Origin of the sequence: Streptomyces sp. PH10-H1, assembly GCF_030063355.1 — a bacterium.
GTDB lineage: Bacteria > Actinomycetota > Actinomycetes > Streptomycetales > Streptomycetaceae > Actinacidiphila.
Genome location: NZ_JASISZ010000007.1, coordinates 127,751 through 141,873, shown reverse-complemented (window position 1 = coordinate 141,873; position 14,123 = coordinate 127,751). Strand labels below are relative to the sequence as shown.

The 14,123-nt window shown below is 70.4% G+C and carries 14 protein-coding genes; 8 read left to right on the top strand and 6 right to left on the bottom strand.

Going from position 1 to position 14,123, the window contains the following annotated elements:
• Positions 1-61 precede the first annotated feature (61 nt).
• The 6 genes from QMK24_RS07410 to QMK24_RS07385 all read left to right on the top strand — a co-directional run bounded on the left by QMK24_RS07410 (position 62) and on the right by QMK24_RS07385 (position 7,670).
• Positions 62-1,885 (top strand): hypothetical protein, encoded by a 1,824-nt coding sequence (locus QMK24_RS07410; protein WP_283464412.1) that lies wholly within the window; start codon positions 62-64, stop codon positions 1,883-1,885.
• 337 nt (positions 1,886-2,222) lie between these two features.
• A complete protein-coding gene (locus tag QMK24_RS07405) occupies positions 2,223-2,924 on the top strand; it encodes a response regulator transcription factor (RefSeq protein ID WP_283464411.1) in 702 nt (233 codons plus the stop codon).
• Positions 2,925-3,131: 207 nt separating this feature from the next.
• Positions 3,132-4,178, top strand: a complete 1,047-nt coding sequence (gene galT / locus QMK24_RS07400) for a galactose-1-phosphate uridylyltransferase (RefSeq protein WP_283464410.1) — start codon at positions 3,132-3,134, stop codon at positions 4,176-4,178.
• An 8-nt stretch (positions 4,179-4,186) separates the two neighbouring features.
• Positions 4,187-5,218: a UDP-glucose 4-epimerase GalE gene (gene galE, locus QMK24_RS07395; protein WP_283464467.1), complete on the top strand. Its 1,032-nt coding sequence runs from the start codon at positions 4,187-4,189 to the stop codon at positions 5,216-5,218.
• Positions 5,215-6,369 (top strand): galactokinase, encoded by a 1,155-nt coding sequence (gene galK / locus QMK24_RS07390; RefSeq protein WP_283464409.1) that lies wholly within the window; start codon positions 5,215-5,217, stop codon positions 6,367-6,369. The genes galE and galK overlap by 4 nt, the downstream gene beginning before the upstream one ends.
• 452 nt (positions 6,370-6,821) lie before the next feature.
• Entirely contained in the window at positions 6,822-7,670 is an 849-nt protein-coding gene (locus QMK24_RS07385; protein ID WP_283464408.1) for a response regulator transcription factor, read from the top strand.
• Here the strand turns inward: QMK24_RS07385 and QMK24_RS07380 are convergent.
• Positions 7,629-8,126, bottom strand: a complete 498-nt coding sequence (locus QMK24_RS07380) for a MarR family winged helix-turn-helix transcriptional regulator (protein ID WP_283464406.1) — start codon at positions 8,124-8,126, stop codon at positions 7,629-7,631. The two genes, QMK24_RS07385 and QMK24_RS07380, sit on opposite strands and share 42 nt — an antisense overlap.
• A gap of 112 nt (positions 8,127-8,238) precedes the next feature.
• Between QMK24_RS07380 and QMK24_RS07375 the strand changes: the two genes are divergently transcribed.
• Both QMK24_RS07375 and QMK24_RS07370 read left to right on the top strand, forming a co-directional pair.
• A complete protein-coding gene (locus tag QMK24_RS07375) occupies positions 8,239-9,063 on the top strand; it encodes a trans-aconitate 2-methyltransferase (RefSeq protein ID WP_283464405.1) in 825 nt (274 codons plus the stop codon).
• On the top strand, positions 9,060-9,383 hold the full coding sequence (locus QMK24_RS07370; protein WP_283464404.1) for a VOC family protein: 324 nt from the start codon (positions 9,060-9,062) through the stop codon (positions 9,381-9,383). Before QMK24_RS07375 ends, QMK24_RS07370 begins: the two co-directional genes overlap by 4 nt.
• Before the next feature lie 52 nt (positions 9,384-9,435).
• On the opposite strand, the gene QMK24_RS07365 is transcribed toward QMK24_RS07370, so the two are convergent.
• From QMK24_RS07365 to glmU, 5 genes are all read right to left on the bottom strand, one after another.
• On the bottom strand, positions 9,436-9,954 hold the full coding sequence (locus QMK24_RS07365; protein ID WP_283464403.1) for a hypothetical protein: 519 nt from the start codon (positions 9,952-9,954) through the stop codon (positions 9,436-9,438).
• A 43-nt stretch (positions 9,955-9,997) separates the two neighbouring features.
• Positions 9,998-10,615, bottom strand: coding sequence for an aminoacyl-tRNA hydrolase (pth, locus tag QMK24_RS07360; RefSeq protein WP_502962527.1), 618 nt, complete (start codon positions 10,613-10,615; stop codon positions 9,998-10,000).
• Positions 10,616-10,694: 79 nt separating this feature from the next.
• Positions 10,695-11,288: a 50S ribosomal protein L25/general stress protein Ctc gene (locus QMK24_RS07355; RefSeq protein WP_283464401.1), complete on the bottom strand. Its 594-nt coding sequence runs from the start codon at positions 11,286-11,288 to the stop codon at positions 10,695-10,697.
• A gap of 234 nt (positions 11,289-11,522) precedes the next feature.
• Complete coding sequence (locus tag QMK24_RS07350) at positions 11,523-12,503, bottom strand: ribose-phosphate diphosphokinase (protein ID WP_283464400.1); 981 nt, start codon at positions 12,501-12,503, stop codon at positions 11,523-11,525.
• Between the two features lie 157 nt (positions 12,504-12,660).
• Positions 12,661-14,103 carry a bifunctional UDP-N-acetylglucosamine diphosphorylase/glucosamine-1-phosphate N-acetyltransferase GlmU gene (glmU, locus tag QMK24_RS07345; protein ID WP_283464398.1) on the bottom strand — a complete coding sequence of 481 codons (1,443 nt, stop codon included), beginning with the start codon at positions 14,101-14,103 and terminating at the stop codon, positions 12,661-12,663.
• Between the last annotated feature and the right edge of the window lie 20 nt (positions 14,104-14,123).

The following is a 14,123-nucleotide window of genomic DNA, read 5'->3' as shown; positions in this document are numbered from 1 at the left end:
ATAGAAAGAGAACTCCCGCTTACCTGACCCTTACTGGTATTGTCTGAATGAGGACCTGCTGATGACGCAGCCGCCCCCGCCGCCCGGCAACCCGCCCAACTTCGGGAAACCTGAGGGCGCTGTGCCACCGCCTCCCCAGCAGGCCCCGCCGCCGCAGGGCCCGCCGCCCGGGCAGCCGCCGCAGTACGGGTACCCGCAGACGGCGCTGAACCCGCAGGCCCCGCAAGGCCCGCCGCCCGGGCAGGCCCCGCAAGGCCCGCCGCCGCAGCCGCAGTACGGCTATCCGCAGACTCCGCCCGCGGGCCAGGTCCCGGACAACCCGTACGCGCAGCCGGTGCCGCCGGGTCAGAACCCGTACGCGCAGCAGCAGCCGCCCCAGCAACCGCAGCAGCAGTACGGCTATCCGCAGGCGCCGCCGCCCGGGCAGCCGCCGCAGTACGGCTACCCGCCGAACCCGCCGCCGGGCGGCCCGCAGACCGTGTACACACCGCCCCCCGGCCAGGGCGGCGGCAGCGGTGGCAACGGCAGGCTCATCACGATCATCGCCGCGGTCGTCGCCGCGGTGCTGGTGATCGGCGGCGGTGTGTGGTTCGCGACCAAGGGCGATGACGGCAAAGAGCTGCCCGAGGCGAAGAAGAGTTCGGCCGGCACCGACGGCGGCACCAGCAGCGGTGGCAACGACAAGCCGCAGGGCCTCATTCACGCCAAGGTCGGCTGGACCGCGACCGCCCAGCGGCCGCCCCTGGACGAGATCACCGCCCGCGTTCCGAACGCCTGGTTCACCGGCGACACCTTCGTCAAGACGATGCCGGACTCCATCAAGGGGTATGTGCTCAACGGCGGCAAGGAGAAGTGGTCGATTCCGATCACGGGCAAGTCCTGCCCGGCGTCGGACGACGCCTCCAACGACCGTGTCGTGATCCAGTTCGGCGCCAACTGCGAACTGCTGATGGCCGTCGACATCGCCAAGGGCACGAAGCTGTGGGAGGTGCCGCTGCCCATCGCGCCGGGTTCCACCTCCACCGCGTTCATCTACTCGCAGGTCGCGGTCAGCGGTGATGTCGCGGCGGTCTCCTGGATTCATGGCTCGGCCGCGTACAAGATCAGCACCCATGAGCAGATCTGGGCGCCCGTTCCGTCCTCGAAGTGCCAGGACAAGGGCTACGCGGGCGGCAAGCAGCTGCTCGCCGTGGTCGCGTGCGAGGGCACCAAAGAGGTCTACGTCCAGGGCATCGACCCCACGACCTACAAGAAGACCTGGTCCTGGCAGGTGTCGGCGGGCACCGAGCTCTCCAACATCGTGTCCACCGATCCGGTGGTCATCGGGATCGGCGCCTCGAACAGCCTGATGTCCGACCTCATGTACCTGGAGAACGGCAAGCTGGTCGGCCACACCTCGCTGGGCAACGGCGGCTACGAGGGCAACTACGGCATCCACTGCCGGATGCCCGGTGAGGGCCGCTGCTTCGACTTCGCGATCGACGGCACGACGCTCTACACCCCGACGAAGACGCACAAGGCCGATGGCGCCTCCTACGGCCAGACCAACGAGATCGCCGCCATCGACCTGAAGACCGGAAAGCCGCTGTGGACCGCGAAGCCTGACGTCGCGGCCGAGACGACCGTCGTCGCCATCGAGAACGGCAAGGTCATCGCGTACCAGAAGTCGACGTACGACAAGCCCGGCGGGCTCTACGCGATGGACCCGAAGACACAGAAGAACACGCCGTACATGAAGTTCGCCTCGGACACCCAGAAGACCGAGAACGACTTCCTGGACTCGTACAGCTACCAGTGGCTGCACAACGGGCACTTCCTGCTCACCGCCACGTCGATCTCCGCGAAGAGCGATCTGACGGACAAGGCGATCGCCGACTTCAGCTGAGCCGAGCTGAGCTTGAAGCTGAGCCAAACCCCCAGCACCGCACTGACGGGCCCACAACGAGACATCCGCCTCGTTGTGGGCCCGACTTGTACACGATGTGACCTGGGCGGGTGTGAACCGGCCATCAATGACGGGTATTTCGGAATTGAGGGAAGCTTCTTACCGGTAAGGGGCGCGCGGCGTCGAACAAACGTGTAGCTTCCGGGGCTAGACCCGGGCCTGCCGTGGGTCACCGCCGGGACACCGGGCGGGCCGTGCGCTACGTACAAGTGGGGGCAGGACGTGGGGGCGCCGGGACTGGCCCTGATCGCTCCTCGGGGGGATGGGGGAACGCGGTATGGGCGTACGTCTTGTCGTCATCGACGACCACCGGCTGCTCGCGGAGGCGCTCGCTTCGGCACTGAAACTGCGCGGCCACCGGGTGCTGGCCGCGGCCGCACCCGTCGCGGGGGCAGCCGATCTCGTACTGAGCAGGTCGCCCGAGGTGTGTCTGATCGGCACGTCGGCCCCCGCCGATCCAGGGGTGTTCGAGACCGTTTCGCGGGTCAAGCGCGACCGGCCCGCGGTGGCCGTGGTCGTCCTGGGGCCGGTGCCGAGCCCGCGCGGGATCGCGGCGGCGTTCGCGGCCGGTGCGTCGGGCTATGTACGGCAGGACGAGCGCATCGAGGGCGTCGAGCGGGCGATGGTGAAGGCCAGGGCCGGTGAGGTCGCGGTGTCGCCGCAGCTGCTGCAGGGCGCCTTCGCGGAGCTGCTGAATCCGGTGGAGGAGCCCGACGACGAGGGCAGCCGGCTGCTGCAGATGCTCACCCCGCGCGAGGTCGAGGTACTGATGCGGGTCGCTGAGGGGGAGGACACCCGGCTGATCGCGGCCGGGATGAGGATCGCCCCCAGTACCGCGCGCACGCATGTACAGCGGGTGCTCATGAAACTCGGCGTCGGCTCCCGGCTGGAGGCCGCCGCGCTCGCGGCCCGTACGGGGCTGCTGGACCGGGTCGCGGCAGGGAACACCGCTGCCGGCGGCGGGCCCGCGCCGCTGTAGCCGGGCGGACTCGACAGTCCGCCGCACGTCTGCCGCACGTCCGCCGCCCCCGCTCACCGACCCGGTCCGCCGGTCTCCGCATGCCCCCGTGCCCCGCGCGGGGGCATCGCCAAGTCGGCGTGTCCTGGCCTGCGCATTGACGCCACTGTTGTGTTGTGATTCATTGTGCGCGGTTCTGTTGAGTGAGTCTGGTGAGGGGCCTTCGTAGTGAAGAAGACGACGACCCGGCTGGCGGACGGCCGTGAGCTGCTCTACTACGACTCGCGTGACGACGCGGTCCGCGATGCCGTGGACCGCAGACCGCTGGACCCGGTCGCCACCTCCGCCGAGCTCCGTCGTGATCCGCTGCTGGGCGACACCGTCGCCGTCGCCTCCCACCGCCAGGGCCGCATCTACCACCCGCCGGCCGACGAGTGCCCGCTGTGCCCCTCGCGCGACGGCCGGCTCAGCGAGATCCCGGCCGCCGACTACGACGTCGTCGTCTTCGAGAACCGCTTTCCCTCCCTCGCGGGCGACGCCGGCCGCTGCGAGGTCGTCTGCTTCACCTCCGACCACGACGCCTCGTTCGCCGATCTCTCCCCCGAGCAGGTCCGGCTGGTGCTCGGCGCCTGGACCGATCGCACCGCCGAATTGTCCCAACTCCCGGGCGTCGAGCAGGTCTTCTGCTTCGAGAACCGCGGCAAGGAGATCGGCGTCACCCTCGGCCACCCGCACGGCCAGATCTACGCCTATCCGTTCGTCACCCCGCGCACCGAGCTGATGCTGCGCTCGCTGGCCGCGCACCGGGAGCGCACCGGCGGCGGCAATCTCTTCGACGACGTACTCGCCGGTGAACGCGCCGACGGCCGTCGTATCGTCCTGAAGGGCGAGCACTGGACGGCGTTCGTCCCCTTCGCGGCGCACTGGCCCTACGAGGTGCACCTCTACCCCAACCGCCGGGTGCCGGACCTGCTGGGTCTCGACGAGGACGCACGCACAGAGTTCCCACATGTCTATCTGGAACTCTTGAGGCGCTTCGACCGGATCTTCGGGGAGGGCGAACCGCGCACCCCGTACATCGCCGGATGGCACCAGGCGCCATTCGGAGCGGCGGACCGGCGCGATTTCGCGCTGCACCTCGAGCTTTTCACCGTCCGCCGCACTTCCGGCAAGCTGAAGTTTCTCGCGGGTTCCGAATCCGGCATGAGTGTGTTCATCAACGACGTGCCACCGGAGACCGCGGCACAGCGACTGCGAGAGGTAGCGAGCCAGTGAGCACCCCCATGAAGGTCCTGGTGACCGGCGGTGCCGGTTACATCGGCAGCGTCGTCACGGCGCATCTGCTGGAAGCCGGTCACCGGGTCACCGTCCTCGACGACCTGTCGACGGGCTTCCGCGAGGGCGTTCCGGCGGGCGCGCACTTCGTCGAGGGCCGGGTCCAGGACGCGGACAAGGTGCTCGACTCCTCGTACGACGCCGTGCTGCACTTCGCCGCCTCCTCGCAGGTCGGCGAGTCGGTCGCCGACCCGGGCACGTACTGGCGCAACAACGTGGCGGGCACCATGGAACTCCTCGCCGCCATGCGCGAGTGCGGGGTGCGCCGCCTGGTCTTCTCCTCCACCGCGGCGACCTACGGCGAGCCGCGGTCCGTCCCGATCACCGAGGACGACCCGACCGAGCCGACCAATCCGTACGGTGCCACCAAGCTCGCCGTCGACCACATGATCACCGGTGAGGCCGCCGCGCACGGGCTGTCCGCGGTGTCCCTGCGCTACTTCAACGTGGCCGGTGCGTACGGCGCTCTCTCCGGGGACATGATCGGCGAGCGGCACGACCCCGAGTCGCACCTCATCCCGCTGGTTCTGCAGGTCGCGCAGGGCCGCCGTGAGGCGATCTCCGTCTATGGCGACGACTATCCGACCCCCGACGGCACCTGCGTCCGCGACTACATCCATGTCGCCGACCTCGCGCAGGCGCATCTGCTCGCGCTGTCCGTGGCCGCCACGGGCGAGCACCTGATCTGCAACCTCGGCAACGGTGCGGGCTTCTCCGTCCGCCAGGTCGTCGAGACGGTCCGTCAGGTCACCGGCCGCCCGGTCCCCGAGATCATCGCGCCGCGCCGCGGTGGCGATCCGGCCGTGCTCGTCGCCTCCGCCGACCGGGCCCGGCGGCTGCTGGGCTGGCGGCCGACCCGTACGGATCTCGCCGAAATCGTCGGCGATGCGTGGGTGTTCGCGCAGCGCGGGGAACGCGACGAGCGCCGGGTGCGCGACGTGCGCCCTGGGCGCCGGGAGAATCAGGAGACCGTCAAGTGACCGTGTTCGAGAAGGTGTTCGGCGTCGCGCCGGAGGGCGTTTGGGCCGCCCCGGGGCGGGTGAATCTGATCGGCGAGCACACCGACTACAACGACGGCTTCGTGATGCCGTTCGCGCTGCCGCACACCACCGTCGCCACGGTCGCCCGCCGTGCCGACGGGCTGCTGCGAGTGCACTCCGCCGACGCGCCCGGCGGCATCGTCGAACTGCGCCTCGACGAACTGACGCCCGGCCGCGACGACGGCTGGGCCTCGTACCCCGCCGGGGTGGTGTGGGCGCTGCGGGAGGCGGGCCACCGCCTCACCGGCGCCGACATCCACTACGAGAGCACGGTCCCCGCCGGCGCCGGTCTGTCCTCCTCCGCCGCGCTGGAGGTCGTCACCGCGCTCGCCCTAGACGGCCTGCACGGACTCGGCATCGAGCGGCCGAGAACGGCCCTGCTGTGCCAGCGCGCCGAGAACGTCTACGTCGGCGCCCCCACCGGCATCATGGATCAGACGGCGTCCGCCTGCTGTACGGAGGGCCACGCCCTGTTCGTGGACACCCGGGACGGCTCCCAGCGCCAGGTGCCGCTGGATCTCGCCGCCGAAGGCATGCGGCTGCTGGTCGTGGACACCCGCGTCAAGCACGCCCACAGCGACGGTTCCTACGGTGAGCGCCGCGCCGGGTGCGAGGCGGGCGCCGCCGCGCTCGGCGTCCCCGCACTGCGCGACATCCCCTTCGACGGACTGGACGCCGCGCTCGACCGGCTGCGCGACGGCGGTCACGGCGGTCCCGACGACCGCGTACCCGGGCTCGTCCGGCACATCGTCACCGAGAACCACCGCGTCGAGCAGGTTATCGAGCTCCTCGACGCGGGCCGCACCCGCGACATCGGCCCGGTGCTCACGGCGGGACATGTCTCCCTGCGTGACGACTTCCGCATCTCCTGCCCGGAGTTGGACCTCGTCGTCGACACCGCGATCGCCTGCGGCGCGCTGGGGGCGCGGATGACGGGCGGCGGCTTCGGCGGCTCGGCCATCGTCCTCGCGGACAGCGACGCCGCCGACAAGATCACCGACGCGATCACGTCGGCGTTCGCCGCCGGCGGCCACCACGAGCCGCGCGTCTTCACCGCCATCCCCTCGGCGGGCGCCCACCGCGTGCGGTAGTCACCGACCTGCCACCACAGCCGTGGCCGAGCGGATCCCTCAACCGCCGACCGGTCCGTGTCGCCTCAAACGCCGGCGGGGCTGAATGCACGTGCGCCAGCGCCCGAAATCAGCCCGCCCGGCGTTCGAGGGCGGCCTTCGCGTCGTCGGACGGCGTAACAGCCGCCCCGCGCGCCCCGGTTGTTGGCTGAATGCATCCGCTGGTCCCAACCGACTTCTGCCAATCGGGCGCTATTGGTGGCCCCGGCCCCTACGCTTCTGTGACAGCGCCGGTGGGGGCCGGTGCTTTTCAGGGGGCGAGACGCAAGGATTCGGCACCCGGAACGGGCGCCGCAGGTCCGGTACGGCGGCGGTCGTGCGGGGCTGTGGTGGAAGATCCCGTTCCGGGCGCCTAATCCGATGCGATCCGAACCTCAACCGTGGGGGAGCGCAATATGCCGGGAGTGGGGCCCGTGGGACGCATTCGTGTTCTCGTCGTAGACGACCACCGGATCTTCGCCGAATCACTCGCAGCCGCACTCGCGGCGGAGCCGGACGTCGATGTGTCGGCGGCCGGCAGCGGTCCTGCCGCGCAGCGTTGTCTGGAGCGCGCGGTGGCGGACAACCGCAGGTATGACGTGCTGTTGGTGGACGCCGACCTCGGCGCCGTGTTCCGTCCACCGGGAAGCGTGGCCGGCGTGGCCGCCACGCTGGCCGCGGTGCCGCGGATCGTTCCGGAGCCGCGGCGGGCGGATCATCCGGGCAGCCCGGCCGTGCTCGCGGTTCCCGACCATCTGATCGACGGTATCGGGCTGGTCGAACGGGTCAGGTCCGAGCACCCCACGACCCGCACCGTGGTCCTGGCCGAGCGGGACGACGCCAGGCGCGCGGCCCGCGCGCTGCAGGCCGGGGCCTCCGGCTGGGTCGCCAAGGACTGTTCGCTGTCGCGGCTGCTGGCCGTGATGCGCGGCGTGCTGCGGGACGAGACGCATCTGCCGCCCGCGCTGCTCACCGGAGTGCTGCGGGAGCTCACGGCCGCCCGCCGGCACCGGACCGAGAGCGAGCGGCTGGTGGAGTCGCTGACGCCGCGCGAGCAGGAGGTGCTGCGCTGCATGGTGGCGGGGCTGGGCCGCAAGGCGGTCGCCGAGCGGCTGTTCCTGTCGCCGCACACAGTCCGCACCCATATGCAGAACGTGCTGGGGAAGCTGGGCGTGCACTCGACACTGGCGGCGGTCGCGCTGGCGCGCCGGGCCGGGGTCGGCCCGGTGGAGCTGGTCCCGTCAGCCGGGGATGTTGTCGAACGGAGCGGTCAGCTGTCGTAGCAGGGCGGCGAGGTCGCGGCGCTGCCGGTCCGTCAGTTCACCGAGGATGGACCGTTCCTGGGCGAGCAGTCCGGCCAGTGCCTGGTCGGCGCGCTCGCGTCCCTCCGGCGTGAGCCGGACGAGTACTCCGCGGCGGTCCGATGGATCCGGCAGCCGTTCCACCAGGCCCTTCTTGGCGAGCCTGTCGATCCGGTTGGTCATGGTGCCGGAGGTGACGAGCGTCTGCGTGAGCAGCTGCCCGGGGGAGAGCTGGTACGGGGGTCCGGTGCGGCGCAGCGAGGTGAGCACGTCGAACTCCCAGGGTTCGAGACTGTGCTCGGAAAAGGCGAGCCGCCGTGCCCGGTCGAGGTGCCGTGCCAGCCGGCTGACGCGGCTGAGCACCTCGAGTGGTTCCACGTCGAGGTCGGGGCGCTCTCGGCGCCATGCAGCGACCAGCCGGTCGACCTCGTCCTCCATGACGATCAGTGTAGTGGTTCTGTCGATATGAAGTCTCTTGACGTCAAGATAATAATTGAGGCAGCGTAGGGACGCGCAGGGACATCACCAGATCCGTCAGGGAGGCAGAAACGTGCCGGCAGCAGCACCCGCCTGGGACCCGCAGCAGTACCTGCACCACACCGACCACCGCACCCGCCCGTTCCATGAACTCCTCGCCCGCGTACCCGCCCTCCCGGGCCGGGCCCCGCGCATCGCGGATGTCGGCTGCGGTCCCGGCAATGTCACCACGCTGCTCACCGGGCGCTGGCCCGCCGCCCGCATCACCGGTTTCGACAACTCGCCCCAGATGCTGGACGCGGCCCGCGTCTACGCCGGCCCCACCCCCGGCGGCGGGCACGTCGACTTCCGGCCCGCCGACGCCGCGCTCTGGGCGCCCGAGGAGACGTACGACCTCATCGTCTCCAACGCCGCCCTGCAGTGGGTCGAGGGCCACGCCGAACGGTTCCCCGCCTGGCTCGACGGACTGGCTCCGGGCGGCACGCTCGCCTTCCAGGTGCCCGGCAACTACACCGCTCCCAGCCACGCCATCCTCGCTGGGCTGTGCGCGACCCCGCGCTGGCGCGCCCGGCTGGGCGGTCTCGCCGAGCGCCGCGTCCTCATCCTCGAACCGGAGGAGTACTTCCAGCGCCTGACCTGCCTCGGCTGTGAGACCGATGTCTGGGAGACCACCTATCTGCACCACCTGCAGGGCGAGGACCCGGTGCTCGAATGGACCAAGGGCACCGCGCTGCGCCCCGTACTGACCGCCCTGGCGGGCGACGGCGCCGCCCGCGACGCGTTCCTCGGCGAGTACGGCGAGCTGCTGCGCACGGCGTATCCCTCCGGTCCGCACGGCACCGTCTTCCCGTTCCGGCGGATCTTCGTCGTCGCGCGCAAGGGCGGGGTGCCGGCATGATCAGCTCTCTCGACCATGTACAGCTCGCGGCGCCTCCCGGCAGCGAGGACGCGCTCCGGGCGTACTACGGGGACGTGCTCGGCATGACCGAACTCCGCAAGCCGCCGATGCTCGCCGCGCGGGGCGGGTGCTGGTTCGGCTCCGGCGCCGCCCAGATCCACATCGGCATCGAGGAGGGCTTCCGTCCCGCCAGGAAGGCCCATCCGGGCATCAGGGTCGAGGGCATCACGGCCTTCGCCCGGCGCCTGGAGGAGCGCGGCGCCGCGGTCGTCTGGGACGACAACCTCCCCGGTCACCGCCGCTTCTACTCCGGCGATTGAGGACAGCGCGGCCGGAGGACGCGTAACCCGGTGCAGCCCTGCCGTCACGGCTCTAAAGGAGGGCGAAGGCGGCGACCATCAGGGCCGCGCCCGCCAGGCCGGCCGCCCAGGCGCTGCGTGGCATGCGGAGGCCGCCCGCGAGGACCAGGGCGGCCAGCAGGAGGGCGCCGCCGAGCGGAACCCAGGAGTACAGCACGCCGGCCCAGCCGGTACGCACGACGTCATCGGTGCCGGGCTCCACAGCGACCGCGATCTTCTCGCCGGTGCGGTGGGTGACCGACTTGGTGATGATGACCCGGGGCCGCGCCGTGGCGGGCCCGTCGGGGGCGAAGGGGCCGGTACAGGTCTTCTCCCCGCAGGCGGACACCGTCATGGTGCCGCGCTCGCGGCCCTTGGTGAGCATCACGTGCTGGGCCGTCCCCCAGGACACCCACATTCCCGAGGCGAGCAGCAGCGCGACCACCGCCCACAGGACCACGGCCTTGCCGATGAGCAGCACGCCCCAGGCACTCTCCGCCATGCGGCGGGCCCGGCTCCGTTTGACCATGCGGGCGATCTTTGGCCATGACATGCCATGGAGTCAACCGCCGGCGCCGATGCCGTGCGCGGCGGCGTCAGCTGTTGTACGTGCTCTGCGCCCGCTCCAGCCCCTCGGAGATCAGCGACTCGACCGCGTCCGCCGACCGGTCCACGAACCAGTCCAGCTCCTTGCGCTCGGCCGAGGAGAAGTCCTTGAGCACGAAGGCGGCCACATCCATCCGGCCCGGCGGCCGTCCGATGCCGCAGCGCACCCGCAGATAGTCGGGGCCCAGCGACTTGGTGATCGACTTCAGGCCGTTGTGGCCGTTGTCGCCGCCGCCCAGTTTCAGCCGCAGCGTCGGGTAGTCGATGTCCAGTTCGTCATGGACGGCGATGATCTGCCCGGTCGGCACCTTGTAGAAGTCGCGCAGCGCGGTGACGGGTCCGCCGGAGAGGTTCATGTACGTCATCGGCTTGGCCAGCACGACCCGCTGACCGGAGATGCGGCCCTCGACCACCTGGGCGCGGCTCTTGTGGGTCTTGAACTTGCTGCGGATCCGCTCCGCGAGCAGATCGGCCACCATGAACCCGATGTTGTGCCGGTTTCCTGCGTGCTCGGGGCCTGGGTTGCCGAGTCCGGCCACCAGCCAGGGCCCCTCGGGGGCGGGGGATCCGGGCGCACCGGAAGAACTGCTCATGCTCATGCCGTCCATTGAAGTCCATTCAACCTGAACCGCCGCCCCGCTCCAGACGGAGCGGGGCGGCGGTTTCGGAAAGCGGAAGCCAGGAAGATCAGGCCTCGGTGCTCTCGCCGGCCGGGGTGGCGGACTCGTCCGCCGGCTCCTCGGCCTGCGGGGCGACGATCTGGATGACGACGGTGTCGCCGTCGATCGTCAGCACGGTGCCTTCCGGCAGGGTGATGTCCTTGGCGAGGATGGCGGCGCCGGCCTCCAGGCCCTCGATGGAGACGGAGACGGAGGTCGGGATGTGGGTGGCCTCGGCCTCGACCGGGAGCGCGTTGAGCACGTGCTCCAGCAGGCCGCCGCCCGGGGCCAGCTCGCCCGTGGTGTGCACGGCCACGTCGACGTTGACCTTCTCGCCGCGCTTCACGGTGAGGAGGTCGACGTGCTTGAGGAAGCCCTTGATCGCGTCGCGCTGCACGGCCTTGGGGAGCACGAAGGTGGTCTCACCCTCGACCTCGAGGCTGATGAGGACGTTCTTGGTGCGGAGCGCGAGCTGCAGCGCGTGGCCCGGCAGGTTCACGTGCACCGGGGTGGCGCCGTGACCGTAGACGACACCGGGGACCAGGTTGGCGCGGCGCGCGCGGCGGGCGGCACCCTTGCCGAACTCGGTGCGGACCTCGGCGCTGAGCTTGACCTCGGACATGAGAATCACTCCTCGTAAAGACGTAAAGAGACGACTGGCTTGGACACTGTCGCCCGGCCCACGACGGGGGCCGATCCACTTACGAGGAGCGCGCCGATAACGGAGACGAAAAAGCCTCCCTCGCCGAGCAAACTCCAAGAGTCTACTTGGCGGGGAGGCCTTGACGAAATCGATCAATGCCCGGTCACTGCACCGTCAGCGGGTGAGCACTGTCAGTGCGGGAGCGCCGTGCGGTCAGTGCGCGGCACCGTCGAAGAGGCTGGTGACCGAACCGTCCTCGAAGACCTCGCGGATCGCGGAGGCGAGCGTCGGGGCGATCGAGAGCACCGTGATCTTGTCCAGCTCCAGCTCACCCGGCGTCGGCAGGGTGTTGGTGAAGATGAACTCGCTCACCTGCGAGTTCTTCAGCCGGTCGGCGGCCGGGCCGGAGAGCACACCATGGGTCGAGGCCACGATGACGTCCTCGGCGCCGTTCGCGAACAGGGCGTCCGCGGCTGCGCAGATGGTGCCACCGGTGTCGATCATGTCGTCGACGAGCACACAGATGCGGCCCTTGACGTCACCGACGACCTCGTGGACCGTCACCTGGTTCGCGACATGCGGGTCGCGGCGCTTGTGCACGATCGCCAGCGGCGCGCCGAGCCGGTCGCACCAGTTGTCGGCCACGCGGACGCGGCCGGCGTCCGGGGAGACGATGGTGAGCTTGGAGCGGTCGACCTTGGCGCCCACGTAGTCCGCCAGCATCGGCAGGGCGATGAGGTGGTCCACCGGGCCGTCGAAGAAGCCCTGGATCTGCGAGGCGTGCAGGTCCACGGCGAGCAGCCGGTCGGCACCCGCGGTCTTGAACAGGTCGGCCATCAGGCGGGCCGAGATCGGCTCACGGCCGCGGTGCTTCTTGTCCTGACGGGCATAGCCGTAGAACGGGAGGATCACGGTGATGCGCTTGGCGGAGGCCCGCTTCAGCGCGTCGATCATGATCAGCTGTTCCATGATCCACTTGTTGATCGGAGCGGTGTGGCTCTGGATCACGAACGCGTCGCTGCCGCGCGCGGACTCTTCGAAGCGGACGTAGATCTCGCCGTTCGCGAAGTCGAAGGCCTTGGTAGGAACCAGTTCGACACCGAGCTGGTGGGCCACCTCCTCCGCGAGTTCCGGATGAGCGCGTCCGGAGAAGAGCATCAGCTTCTTCTCACCGGTCGTCTTGAGCCCGGTCACACCGTCTCCTTGGTTTTACGGATCTACGGGGGGTTCGGGGGGCACCCCCCGTTAAGACTCAGTTCGCGGGCTCGCCCTGTGGACGTCGGCCTGCGGAAGTCGTGCACCTCTTACGGTACGCCCCGCCGGACCCCGGAGTGACCCGGCGGGAGTGCCGTTACTCACCCCGCGAGGCCCGCTCGGCGGCCTCCGCGGCGGCGCTTCCGGGACGCTTGCGGGCGACCCAGCCCTCGATGTTCCGCTGCTGGCCACGGGCTACGGCCAGCGAACCGGCCGGCACGTCCTTGGTGATCACCGAGCCGGCGGCGGTGTAGGCACCGTCCCCGACTGTGACGGGGGCCACGAACATGTTGTCGGAGCCGGTCTTGCAGTAGCTGCCGATCGTGGTGTGGTGCTTGACCTCGCCGTCGTAGTTCACGAAGACGCTCGCGGCGCCGATGTTCGTGTACTCGCCGATCGTGGCATCGCCCACGTAGGACAGATGCGGCACCTTGGTGCCCTCGCCGATCGTCGCGTTCTTCATCTCGACGTAGGTGCCGGCCTTCGACTTCGGGCCGAGCTTCGTGCCGGGCCGCAGGAAGGCGAACGGGCCGACGGTGGCGTGCTCGCCGATCTCGGCGCTCTGCGCGACCGTGTTGCTCACATGGGCGCCCGAGCCCACGGTGGTGTCGGTGAGCGTGCAGTTCGGGCCGACCTCGGCGCCCTCGGCCAGGCTCGTGGTGCCGTGCAGCTGGGTGTTGGGGAGCACCAGCGAGTCCGGCGCGAACTCCACGGCCACGTCCACCCAGGTCGAGGCGGGGTCCACGATGGTGGCGCCCGCGAGCATCGCCTCGTTCAGCAGGCGGTCGTTGAGCGTGCGGCGCGCCTCGGCGAGCTGCACCCGGTTGTTGATCCCGGCGATCTCCCGGTGGTCGGGTGCGACGGCGGCGCCCACCCGGTGCCCGGCCTCGCGCAGGATGCCGAGGGTGTCGGTGAGGTACTCCTCGCCCTGCGCGTTGTCGGTCGTCACCTTGCCGAGGGCGTCGGCGAGCAGCTGCGCGTCGAAGGCGAAGACCCCGGAGTTGATCTCGGCGATGGCCAGTTGGGCCTCGTTGGCGTCCTTGGTCTCGACGATCCCCGACACCGAGCCGTCGGCGGCCCGCACGATCCGGCCGTAGCCGGCCGGGTCCGGCACCTCGGCGGACAGCACGGTGACGGCGTTGCCGTCGCCCTCGTGCGTCGCGACCAGCGCCTGGAGCGTCCGGGCGGTCAGCAGCGGGGTGTCGCCGCAGGTGATCACGACCGTGCCGGCGAGCACGACGCCCTGCGCGGTCAGTTCCTGGAGACCGATCCGGACCGCGTGCCCGGTGCCGTGCTGTTGCTCCTGCACGGCGGTGCGGGCGGTGGGGTCGATCTCGGCGAGGTGGGCGCCGACCTGCTCGCGGGCGTGCCCGACGACCACGACGAGGTGTTCGGGATCGAGCGCGCGGGAGGCGGCCACGACATGGCCGACGAGGGTGCGCCCGCAGATGGCGTGCAGGACCTTGGGGGTGGCCGACTTCATGCGGGTGCCCTCACCCGCGGCGAGGACGACGACAGCAGCCGGGCGGTTGGGGCTCACGGAAGGGGCTCCTCGGCTTT

What these genes read in the sequence shown, in the direction of transcription:
- QMK24_RS07365 (WP_283464403.1), bottom strand. Translation starts at nt 9,954, where the DNA reads ATGTCATGGCCAAAGATCGCCCGCATGGTCAAACGGAGCCGGGCCCGC.
- QMK24_RS07405 (WP_283464411.1), top strand. Translation starts at nt 2,223, where the DNA reads ATGGGCGTACGTCTTGTCGTCATCGACGACCACCGGCTGCTCGCGGAG.
- QMK24_RS07410 (WP_283464412.1), top strand. Translation starts at nt 62, where the DNA reads ATGACGCAGCCGCCCCCGCCGCCCGGCAACCCGCCCAACTTCGGGAAA.
- QMK24_RS07380 (WP_283464406.1), bottom strand. Translation starts at nt 8,126, where the DNA reads ATGGAGGACGAGGTCGACCGGCTGGTCGCTGCATGGCGCCGAGAGCGC.
- QMK24_RS07370 (WP_283464404.1), top strand. Translation starts at nt 9,060, where the DNA reads ATGATCAGCTCTCTCGACCATGTACAGCTCGCGGCGCCTCCCGGCAGC.
- pth (WP_502962527.1), bottom strand. Translation starts at nt 10,615, where the DNA reads ATGGACGGCATGAGCATGAGCAGTTCTTCCGGTGCGCCCGGATCCCCC.
- galE (WP_283464467.1), top strand. Translation starts at nt 4,187, where the DNA reads ATGAAGGTCCTGGTGACCGGCGGTGCCGGTTACATCGGCAGCGTCGTC.
- QMK24_RS07355 (WP_283464401.1), bottom strand. Translation starts at nt 11,288, where the DNA reads ATGTCCGAGGTCAAGCTCAGCGCCGAGGTCCGCACCGAGTTCGGCAAG.